Genomic DNA, 15,157 nt, shown 5'->3' on the forward strand with positions numbered 1-15,157 from the left:
TCGCGGTGGTCGCGCCGGTCGCGGTGGTCGCGCGGGCCACAGCGGTCGCGGGGGTCACGGCGGTGGCGGGGGTCACGGTGGTGGCGGTGGTGACGTCGTCACGGCGGGGCGCGGTGTCACCGACAGCGCGACGCGCGCGCGGTGGTCGCGGCGGGCCCGGTGGTCCTGGTGATTCCGGCGGCCCCGGTTGGGCCGGCCGGCGATGTCGGTGGGGGCTCCTAGGCTGGTCGTGTGACTGGTGACTCCCGGCCGCTGGCCGTCTTCGACCTCGACAACACCCTTGCCGGCACCGCCCACCGGCAGCACCACCTGGAGCGCAGGCCGAAGGACTGGGACGGCTTCTTCGCGGCGGCGCCCGACGACCCGCCGCTCGCGGAGGGCGTGGCGCTCTGCCGCTCGGCGGCCGAGGAGTGCCAGGTGGTGTACCTGACCGGACGTCCGGAGCGCTGCCGGCGCGACACGCTGGACTGGCTGGCGGCCCAGGGGCTTCCCGAGGGCCCGGTCCACATGCGCCGGCACCGCGACTTCCGGCCCGCGCGGATCACCAAGGTGGAGATCCTGCGGCGGCTCGGCGCGGACCGCGAGGTGCGGATGCTGGTCGACGACGACGCACTCGTCTGCGACGCCGCCGAAGCCGCGGGCTTCCCGGTGGTCCGCGCCGGCTGGGCGACCCCGTCGGAGGCGCTGCGGGAGGCCCAGGAGCGCGAGGGCAGGACCTGAGCCGCCGGCGTACGCGCGTACCGGCGGGCCGACGCGGGGTCAGGCGCCGTCGTCCAGCCGGAAGCCGACCTTGAGGCCGACCTGGTAGTGCTCGATCCGTCCGTCGACCAGGTGGCCGCGCACCTGTGTGACCTCGAACCAGTCGAGGCCGCGCAGCGTCTGCGAGGCGCGTGTGATGCCGTTGCGGATGGCCTGGTCGACGCCGTCGGGGGAGGTGCCGACGATCTCGGTGACGCGGTAGGTGTGGTTCGACATGGAGCGGGACTCCTCTCGGTGCCCCCGGTGAAGGGGATTCCTCCACCGTGCCCCAGGGCGGGGCACCGCGCGACACGGCGGGGGCGGTCCGGCACCCTTCGCCCGTACCCGTGGGTAACAGTGCCGTTTGTCCCGCCCGCTCCGGGAACGGGATGGTCCAGGACTTGACCACTCGGTTGGTCCAGACCAGAATCCAGGCCACATACCCGCGCGAACACCCCGTTCGGTCCCCCCACGTCGGGTCAGCTCCCCCTGCCGCACCGCCGTGTGCTGAACCGAAGGTGACCTCCGTGAAGAACCGCTTGCTCGCATGCCCGCTGGCTGCCGCCACCGCACTCGCCCTCGCGGGCTGCGGGCTGTTGCCCGGGGCCGGGGGCGAGACCCGCACGGTCGACATATGGCTCATGCGGGACAGCGTCAGCGAGGACTTCCTGAAGCGGTTCACGGAGGCGTACGAGGACGAGCACGACGACGTCGAGCTCAACGTCACCATCCAGGACTGGACCGGCATCGGCAAGAAGGTCACCGAGGCCATCAAGGGCGGCGGGGGGCCGGACCTCATCGAGGTCGGCAACACCCAGGTCGCCCAGTACGCCGACACCGACCGGCTCTTCGACCTCACCCTGGAGTCCGTCCGCGACCTCGGCAGCGAGGACTGGCTGCCCGGTCTCGCCGAGCCCGGCAGCATCGGCGGCTCGCAGTACGGCATCCCCTGGTACGCCGCCAACCGCATCGTGATCTACAACAAGGACCTCTTCAGCGCGGCCGGCGTCACCGAACCGCCCGCCACGCGCGCGGAGTGGCTCGACATCACCGAGAAGCTCAACCGGCAGGGCTCCCAGGGCATCTACCTGGCGGGCCAGGACTGGTACACCCTCGCCGGCTTCATCTGGGACGAGGGCGGCGAGCTCGCCGTCGACGACGGCGGCGAGTGGACCGGCACCCTCGACAGCGCCGCCGCCCTGCGCGGCATGGACTTCTACAAGTCGCTCCAGTCCCTCGGCTCGGGACCGAAGAACGCCGACGAGCAGACCCCGCCGCAGGCCGAGGTCTTCGCCCGCGGCGACGTCGCCCAGATGGTCGCCGTGCCCAGCGCCGTCTCCGCCATCCTCAAGGCCAACCCCGCCCTCAAGGACAAGCTCGGCTACTTCCCCATCCCGGGCAAGAAGGCCGGCAGCCCGGGCGCGGTCTTCACCGGCGGCTCGGACCTGATCATTCCGGAGAACGCCCCCGACCGCTCCGCCGCCCTCGACGTCGTCAAGGCGCTGGCGGGCGAGAAGTGGCAGACGGATCTGGCCAGGAGCATGGGCTACGTGCCCAACAAGAAGAGCCTCGCCGCCGTCGTCTCCGGCCAGGAGGCCACCGCCGCCATGGCCGCCGGCGCCGCCAACGGCCGCGCCACCCCCAACTCGCCCCAGTGGGCCGACGTCGAGGGCGACAACCCCATCAAGCCCTTCATGACGGCCGTCCTCCAGGGCGAGGACCCCAAGAAGGCGGCCCGCACCGCCTCCGAGGCCATCACCGACACCCTGGCCGAGTAGACCGCCGCGGCGCCCCCGTCGGGGGGCGCCGCGGAGCATTCAGCCTTCCCACACCCGCGATCCCCCGGCCGGTCATGTCGAATCCAGCCGACGGCGGAAGAAACGAGGGGCCGGGCCGCACCGCTCGCGGACCGGCGCCGACCCTTCACCTTCCGTACGCCGGAGGAGACCGCCATGCCCGCACTCTCGACCGCGCTCGCCGACTCCACCGCCCCTGCCGTCCCCGTGCCGGCCGGCATCCAGCCCCTGGCGCTCCCCGCGCAGCCCGGCCCGGCCGGCGGAGCGCAGCCCGCCCCCCGCTACGTCGTCGGCCTGGCCCGCACCCAGGACGACGTCCGGGCCGCCCAGCGCCTGCGGCACCTGGTCTTCGCCGGAGAGCTGGGCGCCCGCCTCGACGGGCCGGAGCCGGGCCTCGACACCGACGCCTTCGACGCCTACTGCGACCACCTCCTGGTCCGCGAGGAGACCACGGGCGAGGTCGTCGGCACCTACCGGATCCTGCCGCCGGAGCGGGCCGCCGTCGCCGGCCGGCTCTACTCCGAGACCGAGTTCGACCTCACCCGCCTCGCCCCCATCCGCCACGACCTCGTCGAGGTCGGCCGCTCCTGCGTCCACCCCGCCCACCGCAACGGCGCCGTGATCGCCCTCGTCTGGGCCGGCCTCGCCCGCTACATGACCCGCACCGGCCACGAGTGGCTGGCCGGCTGCTGCTCGATCCCGCTCACCGACGGCGGCGCGCTCGCCGCCGCCACCTGGGACACCGTCAAGGCGAAGCACCTCGCCCCGGAGGAGTACTGGGTCACCCCGCACAAGCTGTGGAACGCCGACGGCGTCGCCCGCCCCGAGGGCCGCACCGAACTCCCGGCCCTGCTCCGCGGCTACATCCGGCTCGGCGCCTGGGTCTGCGGAGCCCCCGCCCACGACCCCGACTTCGGCGTCGTCGACCTCTACGTGCTGCTCTCGCTCCGCCGGACCAACCCGCGCTACCTGCGCCACTTCCTCTCGCTCGTCCCGGCCTCGTGAACCGCGCGGTCCCGCTCCCGCCCCTCTCGCCGTGGCTCCCCACGGCGCCGTGCACCCCGGGCCGCCGCTGCGCGGCCCACCCCGGCGCCGCCGCGGACCCCGGGTCCGCCCGCGCCGCCTTCCGGCCCGCGCCCGCCCCGCTGGCCTGCGCCCGCCTGGCGGCCGGGCTCGCGACCGTCCTCCTCGGGGTGGTCCTCCTCCCGGCGGCGGGCCCCCTGCCCGCAGCCGGGAGGCTCGCCCTGGTACGGCTCTGGGCGCGGGCGGTCGTCCGCGCCTTCGGGGTCCGGTTCGTGGTCACCGGAGCCCGGCCGCCCGCCCGACGGCCGGAGCTCGTCGTCGCCAACCACGTCTCCTGGCTCGACATCCCCCTCGTCGCCGCGGTCCTGCCCGGCCGGATGATCGCCAAGCGGGAGGTACGCGGCTGGCCGGTGCTCGGCGCGCTCGCCGCCCTCGGCGGCACCCTCTTCATCGACCGCGACGGGCTCCGCCGGCTGCCCGGCGCCGTGCGCGAGGTCGCCGCCGCGCTGGCGGCGGGCGGCCGGGTGACCGCCTTCCCCGAAGGGTCCACGTGGTGCGGACGGGCCGGCGGGCGGTTCCGCCCGGCCCTCTTCCAGGCGGCGGTGGATACCGGATCCGATGTCCAGCCGGTACGGATCGACTACCGGCCGCACGGGGCGGCGGGGTACGTGGGGGAGGACGCGCTGGGGGCGTCGCTGTGGCGGGTCGTGCGGACTCCGCGGCTGACCGCCGAGGTCCGGATACTGGATCCGATATCCGTCATCCAGTATCCGAACCGCAGGCTCCTCGCCGCGGCGGCCCAGCAGGCCGTCCACCCCACCCCCGTCCCCCGGCAGGCCGTCCCGAACGCCTACCGCGCCGTCGCCAGCGACAGCGCGAACCGGCCCTTCTCGTCCGTCCACCAGCGCTCCGCCTCGAAATCGGCCTCGGCCAGCTCCGCCCGCACGCCCTCCTGACGGAACTTCGCCGACACCTCCGTCCGCAGCTCCTCGCCCGCCTCGAACGGCACCACCAGATCGAGGTCGGGGATCTTCACGGTCAGCGCGTGCCGGGCCCGCAGCCGCATCTCGATCCACTCCCGCTCCCGGTCCCACCGGGCCACGTGGTCGAAGTCGGCCGGATCGGCGTCCGCGCCCAGCTCCCGGTCGATCACGGCCAGCACGTTCTTGTTGAACGCGGCCGTCACCCCGGCCGCGTCGTCGTACGCGGCCACCAGGGTCGACTCGTCCTTCACCAGGTCGGTGCCGAGCAGGAACGCGTCACCCGGCGCCGTCATGGACCGCACCGAGCGCAGGAACGACCGCCGCTCCTCCGGCAGCAGGTTCCCGACCGTCCCGCCCAGGAAGGCGACGAGCCGCGGCCCGGGCGTGTCCGGCAGCGCGATCCCCCGCGTGAAGTCGGCGACCAGCGCGTGCACCCGCAGCTCCGGCCGGTCCGCGAGCAGCGCCTCCGCCGCCCCCGTCAGCGCCGACTCGCTCACGTCCACCGGCACGTAGGCGGCCAGCCCCGGCATCAGCGCGTCGATCAGGAACCGGGTCTTCTCCGACGACCCCGACCCCAGCTCCACGAGCGTCCGCGCCCCGGTCGCCGCCGCGATCTCCGGCGCCCGCGCGACCAGGATCTCCCGCTCGGCCCGCGTCGGGTAGTACTCCGGCAGCCGGGTGATCTCGTCGAACAGCTCGCTGCCCCGCGCGTCGTAGAACCACTTCGGCGGCAGCTCCTTCGGCGAGCGGGTCAGCCCGTGCAGCACGTCGGCGCGCAGATCGGCGGCGGCGGCGTCCGGGGCGAGGGTGCGGGTCAGCTGGAACGTGCTCACGCGGACGACTCCTTGAGCGGGGTGAGGACGACCTCCGCCCGGGTGGCGGTGACGAGCGTCCGCTCGGGCACCTCCCGCCAGCGCGGATCGTCGTCGTACGGTTCGGAGGCCACGGCCACCCGGCCGGGACCCGACAGACACCACAGACTGTTCCCCCACACCGTCGCCGCGATCTGGTCGCCGTCGGTGAGCAGCAGGTTGAGCCGCGCCTCCGGAGCGGCCTCGGCCGCCGCCATGACCGTCCCGGCCAGCGCGTCCCCGGGCCCCTGGCCGGACCGCAGCCGGTGCAGCACCAGCGCCCACAACAGCGCCGAATCGGTCCGCGCCTCCAGATCGAGCAGCTCCGCCGCCGGCAGGGCCGCGGCCAGCGGCGTCAGCGAGCCCGGCCAGCCCGGCACGGCGCCGTTGTGACTGAAGAGCCACGGCCCCGAACCGAACGGCGCGGCCGCCGCCTCCCCGTCCGCGCCCGGCAGCGTCGCCCCCCGCACCGCGCCGAGCAGCGCCCCGCTGCGTACCACCCGGGCCAGATCCGCGAAGGAGAGGTCGCCCCAGATCGGGCCGGTCTTCCGGTACCGGGCCGGGACCGGGTCCCCGTCCGCGTACCAGCCGACGCCGAAACCGTCCGCGTTCACCACCCCGCTGCTCTGCGTACGCGGCGCCCACGCCTGGCGCAGCAGCGCGTACGGCGGCCGGACGAGCAGCTCGCCGAGCGCCACCGGATCGCCGAGATAGGCGATATGACGGCACATCAGTCGAGCTCCGCGGAGCGGGCCGTGCGGAAGCCGGCGAAGATCTGGCGCCGCACCGGATAGTCCCAGTTGCGGAAGGTGCCCCGGCAGGCCACCGCGTCCACCGCGAACGAACCGCCGCGCAGCACCTTGTACTCGGGTCCGAAGAACACCTCCGAGTACTCCTTGTACGGGAAGGGGCGGAAGCCCGGGTAGGGCAGGAAGTCGCTCGCCGTCCACTCCCACACGTCGCCGATCAGCTGCCGCACCCCGAGCGGCGAGGCGCCCGCCGGATAGCTCCCCGCCCGTGCCGGCCCCAGGTGTCGCTGGCCCAGGTTCGCGTGGTCGGGACCGGGGTCGGCGTCACCCCACGGATAGCGGCGCGAGCGGCCGCTCACCGGGTCGTGCCGGGCCGCCTTCTCCCACTCCGCCTCCGTCGGCAGCCGCCGGCCGGCCCAGCGCGCGTAGGCGTCCGCCTCGTACCAGCTGACGTGGACCACCGGCTCCTCCTCCGGCACCGGCTCGGTCACCCCGAACCGGCGGCGCAGCCACTGCCCGGCCTCCTGCCGCCAGAACAGCGGTGCCGTGACGCCGTGTTCGCGGATCTGCGCCCAGCCGTCCGGATGCCACCACCGCCGGTCCGTGTACCCGCCGTCCGCCATGAACGCCAGATAGGAGCCGTTGGTGACCGGGACGGTGTCGATGTGGAAAGCGGCCACCGCGCGGATGTGCGCGGGGCGTTCGTTGTCGAGGGCCCACGGTTCGTCCGAGGTGCCCATCGTGAACGTGCCGCCGGGCACGAGGACTTCCTCCGGGAGCGGGCCCGAGGGGTGGACCGGCGGCGGGGGAGCGGCCAGCACGGCCGGCCCCATCCGCAGCTGATGGGTGATCAGCATCGTCTCGTCATGTTGCTGTTCGTGCTGGGCGATCATCCCGAAGGCGAAACCGGCGTCCAGCAGCGGACGCCCCTCCATGCGCGCCCCGGCCAGCACGTCGAGCACCCGGGTCCGTACGTCGGCGGTGTACGCCCGCGCCTCGCCGGGCGAGAGCAGCGGCAGCGAGGGACGCTCGGATCGCGGGTGCGCGAACGCGTCGTACAGCGGGTCGATCTCGGGGCGCAGCGCCTCCCGGCCCGCGACCTCCCGCCACAGCCACTGCTCCTCCTGGTTCCCGATGTGCGCCAGGTCCCAGACCAGCGGGGACATCAACGGAGAGTGCTGGGCGCTGAGTTCGTCGTCCTCGACACTGTCGGTGAGGAGGGCGGTGCGGGCCCGGGCGGTGGTCAGCGCCTCCAGCGCGCGGCTCCGCAGCGCCTCGGCGTCCTTGGCGCCCGCCGTCGCCCCGGCGCCGGTCGTTCCGGTCATGACGTCATCACCTGGAGTTCGTCGGCCGGGCAGCCCCCGGGATCCACGTACCGTTCCTGGAAGGCGCCCACGGCCCGCCGCACCCGCTCGCTCGCGCCGACCCGCCGCAGCGCGGGCCGGGCCGCCGCGAAGACGTCGAGGGCCGCCGCGTGCAGGACCGGATCGGCGAGTCCGTCGCGGGCGGCCCGCAGCCACAGCGGGTTGCGGGGCGCCGGTTCCGGCCCCGCGATGTCCGCCAGCGGCCGTACCGCCCGGTACACCGTCTCGGCGGCCTCCGCGTCCTCGAAGACCGCGGTCGTCAGGGCCACCGGCACCATCCAGCCGTCCGCGCCCGGCTGCGCGTCGATCATCCGCAGCTCCAGATGGCCGCGCGGCCGGACCGGCGGGAAGAGCGTCGTCACGTGATAGCGCAGGTCGTCGGCGTCGGCCGGCCGGGGCAGCCCCGACCGCAGCCACTCCCGGAAGGTCAGTCCCTCCGGCACGAGCCAGGGGCCGTCCTCCTCGCGCACGCACAGCACCGGCGTGTCCAGGACGTGCGCGGTCCACTCCGCGCGCGGGTCGCCGTCGGTCGACGGCGCCAGCGTTCGCAGCGGGTCGAGATCCGCCCAGAGCGACTGCCGGGTGGAGCGCCAGCCGGTGCGGCGCCCGCCGTGCTGCGGCGAGTTGGCGAAGACCGCCACCAGCACCGCGCCGAACAGGTGCGCCAGTTCCCAGCGGCGCAGATACCCGAGCGGGCCCGGCTCCTCGTGTCCGGCGTCCAGGCAGACCTGGACCGAGGCCGACTCGCACATCATGGCCCGGCCCGCCGGGCCCGTCCGGGCGAGCGCCGTCTCCATGGCGTCGTAGCGCGGCTCGCGGAGCACCCGCTCGCGCGGCGCGTGCCAGGGGTCGACCCCGTACCCGCTGAGCGTCAGGCCGAACGGTTCGAGCGCCGACCGCACCGCCACCAGGTCGGAGGCGAGGGAGTCCAGGCACTCCATGAGGGAACCGGCCGGGCGCGAGCTGAGCTCCAGCTGCCCTCCGGGCTCGAAGGTGAGCGCCGACACCAGCGGCAGGGACCGTACGGCGTCGAGCGCGGCGGCCAGCCGGTGCGGCCGCACCGGCTCGCGAGGGTCGCGCAGATCGTGGACGAGCCACTCCAGCTCGGCCCCCACGGTGCGGGGCGGGCCGGTCTTGAAACAGATACAGCGCAGCAGGTCCTCCGCCGCCTCCTCGGTGAGGGGCGGGCCGCCGCGCGGGGTGCCGCTGGGCGCCATCCGTGCACCTCCAGGTGCTGGTCGCGGAACCGTTCGGGAGCCGCTGCTTCCACCTAAAGGCACCACCGGGCGGCGTGCAAGAGCGCCTCGGCACCCCCGCGCGCGCCCCTTGTGCCCCCGGGCGTCCGTAATTCGCCGCTCGCTCGGGAGCGGGGGCGTGAGGAGGCGTGAGGGAGGCGGGAGGGAGGCGGGAGGGGGCCGGTGAGGGCTGGGAGAGGGCCGCGGGAGGGTGGGAGAGGGCCCGGGAGAGGGGGCGGGAAAGGGCCCGGGGGAGGGCCCGGGAGAGGGATGGGGGAAGGCCCGGAGACGGGCGGGATGTGGGTGCGAGCGGAGGAAAATCGTTTGTCCCGGTGGCGCCGAAACGATCATCCTGCCGTCATGAGTGCACGACTGCGCGAGATCGCGCGGCAGACCGAGGCGATCGTCGCCGCGGGCTCCTACACCGCCCCCGACGGGCGGACCGTCTCCCTCCACGAGGACCTCGCGGCCGCCCTGGCCGGAACCCGTCTGTACGGGCCCGAGCCCGTCCCCGTCACCCCCGGCACCGGCCGCGCCGGCCGGATCGAGGTGACCGGCGAGAGCAGCCTCGCCGCCGCCCGCCGGATGACCGGGACCGCCCCCGGCGCCCCCGTCGCCGTCCTGAACTTCGCCTCGGCCCGCAATCCCGGCGGCGGCTACCTCAACGGCGCCCAGGCGCAGGAGGAGGCCCTGTGCCGCTCCTCCGCCCTGCACGCGACCTTGCTGCGCGCCCCCGCCTACTACGAGCACCACCGGGCCGACCGGGACACCTTCTACACCGACCGGGTGATCCACTCGCCCCGGGTGCCGGTCTTCCGCGACGACCGGGGGGCTCTGCTCGACGCCCCCTTCACCGTCGGCTTCCTGACCTCGCCGGCGCCCAACGCGGGCGTCGTCCGCCGCCGGAATCCCGGCCACGCCCACCGGCTGCCCGCCGCACTCGCCTCCCGTGCCGAGCGGGTCCTGGAGACCGCGGTGGCCGAGGAGTACCGCCGGATCGTCCTCGGCGCGTGGGGCTGCGGCGTCTTCCAGAACGATCCGGCCGAGGTGGCGGGTGCCTTCAGGACGCTGTTGACCGGTGACGGACGGTTCGCCGGCCACTTCGACGAGGTCGTGTTCGCCGTCCTGGACCGGGCTTCCGGGACCCCGACCCTCGCCGCCTTCCGCCGGATATTGGATCCAGTAGCCCGTCCGAGCGCCTGATTCATCCCGCCATGCGTACTTCGTACTCCCGTGCGAGCCTGAAGGGACATGGATTCGGCACGGGAGGCATCATCGTGGGCAAGAAGCAGACCCGGGTGAACAAGGGTGCCCGTACCGGTGGCCACGAGCACCGCGAGGCGGTGTCCGCCAAGGAGAAGGGCGGGACCTCGGCCGCGAGCGAAGCGCCCCGGTCGGTCATCGAGACGGCGTCCCACCGCAAGGAACGGAAGTTCGGCCACAACTGAGCGGGCCCGAAGGCCACGGGGACGCGGGGTACGGGGATACGGGCCGGGGCCCGGCGCCGTGACGGCTCCGGGCCCCGGCCTTTCCGCTCACCGGCGCGGCCGTGCTGCTCGCTCGAAGCGGCCTTTCGGGTCGCCCGGGTGGGCGGTCACTTCTCGTCGCCGACGGTGATCTCCACCGTCGTCACCTCCTCCTTGTCACCGCCCCGCGCGGCCGGCACGGCGGCGGCCGGCCGGTCGGCGCCGTTCGGACCCATCGTGGCGAGCAGCTGACGGGCCAGTCCGAGCCCCGTCCCGCCCATGGTCAATGCCTTGGCGAACATCTCCGCCATGCCGTCGGCGCCGTTCAGGAGGACCATCTGGTCCACGTTGCCGAAGGCGGACGCGCCGGCCTCGACGATCTCCGGCCACCTCTCGGCCAGCTGCTGCGCGACCACGGCCTCCTGGTTCTCGGCGAGGGCCGCGGCCCGCGCCTTGATCGCCTCCGCCTCGGCCAGACCCTTGGCCCGGGTGGCCTCGGCCACCGCGAGACCCTTGGCGTGCGCCGCCGCGGCCTCGGCCTCACCGGTGACCCGGGTCGCCGTCGCCGTCGCCGCGCTGGCCAGTTCGGTCTCCCGCGCCGTGGCCTGGGCGGCCGAGATCCGGGCGTCGCGCTCGGCCTCGGCCAGGGTCCGCGTCTCGTACGCCATCGCGTCGGCGGGCTTGCGGACCTCCGCCTGGAGCTGCTGCTCCTTGCGGTGCCCCTCCAGCTCCGCGACGCGCGTCTCCTGGACGACGACCTCCTGGCGGGAGGCCGCCTCGGCGAGCGGTCCCGCCTGGCGGGCCCGGGCGCTGGCCTGGTCCCGTTCGGCCTGGTAGCCGGCCTGGAGGATCTCGCTGTCGCGGGTGGCCTCCGACATCCGGGCCGCCGCCTGCTGCTCGGCCTCGGTCGCCCGCCGGTTGGCCTCCGCCTGGGCGATCCGCGCGTCGCGCTGGACGGCGGCCGCGTGCGGGGCGGCGAGGTTCTTGATGTAGCCGGTCGGGTCCTCGATCTCGTGGATCTGGAGCGAGTCGACGATCAGACCGAGCTTCTCCATCTCGGTGCCACAGGCGGAACGGGCCTGACCGGTCAGCTTCTCCCGGTCGCGGATCATGTCCTCCACCGTCAACCCGCCCACGATCGCGCGGAGATGGCCGGCGAAGACGATGTGCACCCGCTCGCTCATCAGCTTCTGCTGGTCGAGGAAGCGGCGGGCCGCGTTGGCGATCGACACGAAGTCGTCGCCCACCTTGAAGATCACCACACCCCGGACCTTGAGCGGAATGCCCTGGTGGGTGACGCACTCGACGGACAACTGGGTCTCGTTGAGGTCCAGCGACAGCTTGCGCACCGCCTGCACGCCGGGCACCACGAGGGTGCCGCGCCCGGTGACGATGCGGAACCCCATGCCCTCGCCGAGGCCCTCGTTCTTGTGGTTGGAACCTGAGATGATCAGCGCCTCGTTCGGTTCGGCGACGCGCCACATCATCTTGAACAGGACGATCAGGACGACGAGCGCGCCGACGGCGGCGCCCGCCAGAATGCCGATGCCCATGGGCTAGGTCCCCCTTCACCGGAGCCGTGCGGATCCGGTGAAGGGAGTGTGCGCCCGGGACGGACGCCGCTCAACGGTCCTGCCGGACACCGTGTCAGACGTCGTACACGGCTGTGACATAGACGGTGCGCGGAGGGAGGTGTTCCATCACGGTGACGAGCGTGCCGATCTCGATCCGCTGCTTCGGCGAGGCGGCGTACGCGAGGAAGTGCTCGGCCCCGCCGCGGATCCGGAGGATCACCTCACCGACGAGCCCGGGTCCGATGGTCCCGGTGACCCGGCCGAGCAGTCCCACCATCGAGCTGTCCATCGACTCGTCCATGCCCGAACGGTACGTCAGAACCCGTGCGTCCGGTGTGGGTTGCGCGCGGGCGGCGATCAGCGGACCGAGCGGATCGGCCGGACCGCGAGGGCGCCCAGGACCGACAGGACGGCGGCGACGAGGAACAGGGGCGTGTAGCCGCCGCCGATGGAGACCACCGCGGAGGCGACGAAGGGCGCCACGATCTGCGGGCCGGCGTTGGCGACGTTCAGCACGCCCATGTCCCGGGCCGCGTCCTCGGCCTTCGGCAGCACCATCGTCACCAGGGCGGTGTCCACCGCCATGTAGCAGCCGAAACCGAGCCCGTTGACGATCGAGAAGGCGAGCATCGCCGTCCAGCTGGTGGAGACGGCGGGGATGAGCAGCGCGACGGCGGCCAGCGCGGCCGAGGCTCCGACGAAGAGCTTGCGCCGGTCGAAGCGGTCGGACAGCCAGCCGCCGAGGACCGTGGAGACCACCATGGCCACGGAGTTGACCGGCATGAGGATGGCGACCGCCTCCTCCGCGGAGAGCCCGGCCGGCAGGTCGGTGTGGTCCTTGAGGATGTACAGCTGGAAGCCGGCCACCGCGAAGTAGCCCAGGACGAGCAGCGCGCGGCCGATGAAGGCCCAGCGGAAGTCGTGGTCCTTGAGTGCGCTGCCGAAGGCGGCGATCTGCGCCTTGACCGGCAGGGGGGCCTTGGCCGGCATCCGCTCCTCGCGGGCGAGCGAGGTGAAGACGACCGAGGTGACGGCGACGATCGCGCCGAAGACCAGGTAGCCGGTGCGGTAGTCCTCGGAGAAGGCGGCGCCGACCAGGGCGCCGATCGTGGAGCCGATCGGCAGGCCCAGGCCGACCGCCGCCGACGCCTTGCCGCGCGCGGCGAGCGGCACCCGGTCGGGCACCACGGAGGTGATGGCCGCCTGGTACACGTTCATCACCGCCTGGCCCAGACACCAGGCGATGGCGACGAGCAGGATCGTGTGCACGCTGCCGAGCAGCAGCATCACCGGCACGGCGAGCAGGCCGCCGGCCAGGATCCACGGGTTCCGGCGTCCCGAGCGGTCGGAGAGCGCCCCCGCGACCGGGTTGAAGACCGTCGCGAAGATCGCGGATATGCCGGAGACGAGGCCGAAGTTCGCCACCTTCTCGGCCGGGTCGATGGCCTCGATCTGGAGCGCGAGCAGCAGTCCCGGCACGCCGATGTAGAGCGCGTACATCGAGGTGTTGCCGAGGAGCAGCAGCGGCAGCAGGCCGCGGGTGGGCCGGGCGGCGGGGGAGTCGGGGCCGGCGGGGGAGGCGGGGCCGGCGGCGGGACCGGAGCCCGTACCGGCTCCGGCTCCGGTCCCGGGGGAGGAAAGGGCCACGTTGCCCTCCAGAGGAGAACGCCCGATGAGGGGGCGGGAAGCGGATGATTTCGGGGTAGTGACACGTGTCAGTGACGCGTGTCAGCATTGTGTAGCACTCGTTTCCGGCCATCCGCCAGACCTTGCGCCGGATTGTTCTGGAAAGATGCCGAAGCGATGAGTCAGTCGATCGAACAGCCTGCCGACGGCACCCCGGGCCGCACCCCCGCCCGCGCCGTGCCGACCAGCGCCGACGTGGCGCGCCTCGCGGGCGTCTCCCGGGCCACCGTCAGTTACGTCCTGAACAACACTTCCGCCGTCCGCATCAGCGAACCGACCCGAGAACGGGTCCGCGAGGCGGCCCGCGAGCTGGGCTACGTCCCCCACGCCGCCGCGCGCGCCCTGCGGGCGGGCCACAGCCGGATGGTGCTCCTGCCCACCGCCCACGTGCCCGTCGGCCCGCTCTACAGCCGCTTCTACAACGACCTCCAGTGGGCCCTGCGCGGCCTCGACTACACCGTCGTCCAGTACGGCAGCGTCGGCCTCGCCCCCGAGGACGCCGCCCGCGCGTGGGCGGAGCTGCGCCCCGCCGCGGTCGTCTCCACGGGAGAGGTGGAGGTGACGCCCGAGGCCGTGGAGATCCTCAGGCGCTCCGGCGTCAAGGCGGTGATCACCGTCGGGACCCGGGCGGCCGACGACACCCACTCCCTCGTCCTGAACCAGCCCCGGGTCGGCGAGGTCGCCGTCGAGCACCTGATCGCGAACGGCCGCCGCAGGATCGGCGTGGTCGTGCCCGAGGAGCCCGGTCTCGGGATGTTCTCCGGGCCCCGTCTGGAGGGCGCCCGCCGCGCCGCCGAGGTCGCCCGCGCCACCGTCGTACCCCTGCCCCTCGCGTACACCGAGGAGTCCGCGCGGGAGCTGGCCGCGCGCTGGCCCCGGCTCGCGCTCGACGCCGTCTTCGCCTACAACGACGAGTACGCCATGCTCCTGATGCGCGCCCTCCAGGACGCCGGCACGCGCGTGCCCGAGGAGACCGCCGTCGTCGGCGCCGACGACCTCCTCCTCGGCCGTCTGCTGCGGCCGCGTCTGAGCACCGTACGCATCGACCTGATGCCCGGCCGCGAACTGGCCGCCATGATCGACGACGCCGTCAACGGCACCGCCCCGGGCCCGAGCACCCGCTCCCTCCTCGACTCGCGGGTGATCCGCCGCGAGTCCAGCTGACCGCCGCCCCCGCCGCCCGGCGGGAGGCGGACGCAGCGCTTAGCGTCGGTGCATGAGCACTCACCCGAAGCGTTACGAGATCCTGCTGGTGCCGGCGCACGTCGTGGACCGGGGCGGAGCCGCCGTCGCCGACAGCGCCGTCCGGACGGCCGTCGTGGAGCGGACCGGGCGGAACGGCGAGTCCGGGTACCCCATCTACGAGGGACACGGCATCGTCGCCGACGTCGACCCCGAGACGCTCACCGTCGAGGCCCTGCTCGTGGACGGCCGGGAACTCGACTACGGCCTGGTCGCGCTGGTGCGGGAGGCGTCGCGATGACCGGACGGGACCGCGCGGGGCGGGGCGGGCGCGGGCCGGGCCCGCCGATGACGGGCGGCCGGGGCGGGAAGAGACCGCCGCGCTCCCTTGCGCCGGCCTCGGGCGGACGGGACGGCGCACCGCCCCGAGGCCGCCCGGCACCGGCGAAAGGGTGCGCCCAGGGCCGTTGACAGGCGCGGCGGAGGGGCCCAGACTCTGCGCGCGCACCA

16 protein-coding genes are annotated in these 15,157 nt (G+C 74.1%); 8 read left to right on the forward strand and 8 right to left on the reverse strand.

Annotated elements, in window-relative coordinates:
• Nucleotides 1–231 precede the first annotated feature (231 nt).
• Entirely contained in the window at nucleotides 232–720 is a 489-nt protein-coding gene (locus tag ACIGHB_RS03510) for a hypothetical protein (RefSeq protein WP_399909161.1), read from the forward strand.
• 39 nt (nucleotides 721–759) lie between these two features.
• Here ACIGHB_RS03510 and ACIGHB_RS03515 read toward each other — a convergent pair whose 3' ends face one another.
• Nucleotides 760–975: a dodecin gene (locus ACIGHB_RS03515; RefSeq protein WP_360320860.1), complete on the reverse strand. Its 216-nt coding sequence runs from the start codon at nucleotides 973–975 to the stop codon at nucleotides 760–762.
• Between the two features lie 290 nt (nucleotides 976–1,265).
• On the opposite strand from ACIGHB_RS03515, the gene ACIGHB_RS03520 reads away from it, so the two are divergent.
• The 3 genes from ACIGHB_RS03520 (at nucleotide 1,266) to ACIGHB_RS03530 (ending at nucleotide 4,513) form a co-directional block, all read left to right on the forward strand.
• Complete coding sequence (locus ACIGHB_RS03520; protein ID WP_360320857.1) at nucleotides 1,266–2,516, forward strand: extracellular solute-binding protein; 1,251 nt, start codon at nucleotides 1,266–1,268, stop codon at nucleotides 2,514–2,516.
• A 174-nt stretch (nucleotides 2,517–2,690) separates the two neighbouring features.
• Nucleotides 2,691–3,539: a GNAT family N-acetyltransferase gene (locus ACIGHB_RS03525; RefSeq protein ID WP_399909164.1), complete on the forward strand. Its 849-nt coding sequence runs from the start codon at nucleotides 2,691–2,693 to the stop codon at nucleotides 3,537–3,539.
• Entirely contained in the window at nucleotides 3,536–4,513 is a 978-nt protein-coding gene (locus ACIGHB_RS03530; protein WP_399909166.1) for a lysophospholipid acyltransferase family protein, read from the forward strand. Before ACIGHB_RS03525 ends, ACIGHB_RS03530 begins: the two co-directional genes overlap by 4 nt.
• On the opposite strand, the gene egtD is transcribed toward ACIGHB_RS03530, so the two are convergent.
• Genes egtD through egtA form a run of 4 tightly spaced genes read right to left on the reverse strand, consistent with a single transcriptional unit; the run spans nucleotide 4,408 to nucleotide 8,721 of the window.
• Nucleotides 4,408–5,373: an L-histidine N(alpha)-methyltransferase gene (gene egtD / locus ACIGHB_RS03535; RefSeq protein WP_399909168.1), complete on the reverse strand. Its 966-nt coding sequence runs from the start codon at nucleotides 5,371–5,373 to the stop codon at nucleotides 4,408–4,410. The genes ACIGHB_RS03530 and egtD overlap by 106 nt on opposite strands.
• On the reverse strand, nucleotides 5,370–6,122 hold the full coding sequence (egtC, locus tag ACIGHB_RS03540; RefSeq protein ID WP_360320846.1) for an ergothioneine biosynthesis protein EgtC: 753 nt from the start codon (nucleotides 6,120–6,122) through the stop codon (nucleotides 5,370–5,372). The genes egtD and egtC overlap by 4 nt, the downstream gene beginning before the upstream one ends.
• Entirely contained in the window at nucleotides 6,122–7,465 is a 1,344-nt protein-coding gene (gene egtB / locus ACIGHB_RS03545; protein WP_399909170.1) for an ergothioneine biosynthesis protein EgtB, read from the reverse strand. Before egtB ends, egtC begins: the two co-directional genes overlap by 1 nt.
• Nucleotides 7,462–8,721: an ergothioneine biosynthesis glutamate--cysteine ligase EgtA gene (gene egtA / locus ACIGHB_RS03550; protein WP_360320841.1), complete on the reverse strand. Its 1,260-nt coding sequence runs from the start codon at nucleotides 8,719–8,721 to the stop codon at nucleotides 7,462–7,464. Before egtA ends, egtB begins: the two co-directional genes overlap by 4 nt.
• Nucleotides 8,722–9,099: 378 nt before the next feature.
• Between egtA and ACIGHB_RS03555 the strand changes: the two genes are divergently transcribed.
• On the forward strand, nucleotides 9,100–9,942 hold the full coding sequence (locus ACIGHB_RS03555; protein ID WP_399909172.1) for a TIGR02452 family protein: 843 nt from the start codon (nucleotides 9,100–9,102) through the stop codon (nucleotides 9,940–9,942).
• A gap of 74 nt (nucleotides 9,943–10,016) precedes the next feature.
• Complete coding sequence (locus ACIGHB_RS03560; RefSeq protein ID WP_360320835.1) at nucleotides 10,017–10,187, forward strand: hypothetical protein; 171 nt, start codon at nucleotides 10,017–10,019, stop codon at nucleotides 10,185–10,187.
• Nucleotides 10,188–10,333: 146 nt separating this feature from the next.
• Here the strand turns inward: ACIGHB_RS03560 and ACIGHB_RS03565 are convergent, their stop codons facing one another.
• From ACIGHB_RS03565 to ACIGHB_RS03575, 3 genes are all read right to left on the reverse strand, one after another.
• On the reverse strand, nucleotides 10,334–11,758 hold the full coding sequence (locus ACIGHB_RS03565) for an SPFH domain-containing protein (protein WP_360320832.1): 1,425 nt from the start codon (nucleotides 11,756–11,758) through the stop codon (nucleotides 10,334–10,336).
• Between the two features lie 94 nt (nucleotides 11,759–11,852).
• Nucleotides 11,853–12,056, reverse strand: a complete 204-nt coding sequence (locus ACIGHB_RS03570; protein ID WP_399909368.1) for a hypothetical protein — start codon at nucleotides 12,054–12,056, stop codon at nucleotides 11,853–11,855.
• 80 nt (nucleotides 12,057–12,136) lie between these two features.
• Nucleotides 12,137–13,426, reverse strand: coding sequence for an MFS transporter (locus ACIGHB_RS03575; protein WP_399909175.1), 1,290 nt, complete (start codon nucleotides 13,424–13,426; stop codon nucleotides 12,137–12,139).
• A gap of 156 nt (nucleotides 13,427–13,582) precedes the next feature.
• Here ACIGHB_RS03575 and ACIGHB_RS03580 point away from each other — a divergent pair, with 156 nt between their 5' ends.
• Together ACIGHB_RS03580 and ACIGHB_RS03585 are read left to right on the forward strand one after the other, a co-directional pair.
• Nucleotides 13,583–14,629, forward strand: a complete 1,047-nt coding sequence (locus ACIGHB_RS03580; protein ID WP_399909177.1) for a LacI family DNA-binding transcriptional regulator — start codon at nucleotides 13,583–13,585, stop codon at nucleotides 14,627–14,629.
• A 52-nt stretch (nucleotides 14,630–14,681) separates the two neighbouring features.
• Nucleotides 14,682–14,948 carry a hypothetical protein gene (locus ACIGHB_RS03585; protein ID WP_360320820.1) on the forward strand — a complete coding sequence of 89 codons (267 nt, stop codon included), beginning with the start codon at nucleotides 14,682–14,684 and terminating at the stop codon, nucleotides 14,946–14,948.
• Nucleotides 14,949–15,157 lie beyond the last annotated feature (209 nt).

It is taken from the genome of Streptomyces sp. NPDC085460 (genome assembly GCF_044541975.1).
GTDB lineage: Bacteria > Actinomycetota > Actinomycetes > Streptomycetales > Streptomycetaceae > Streptomyces.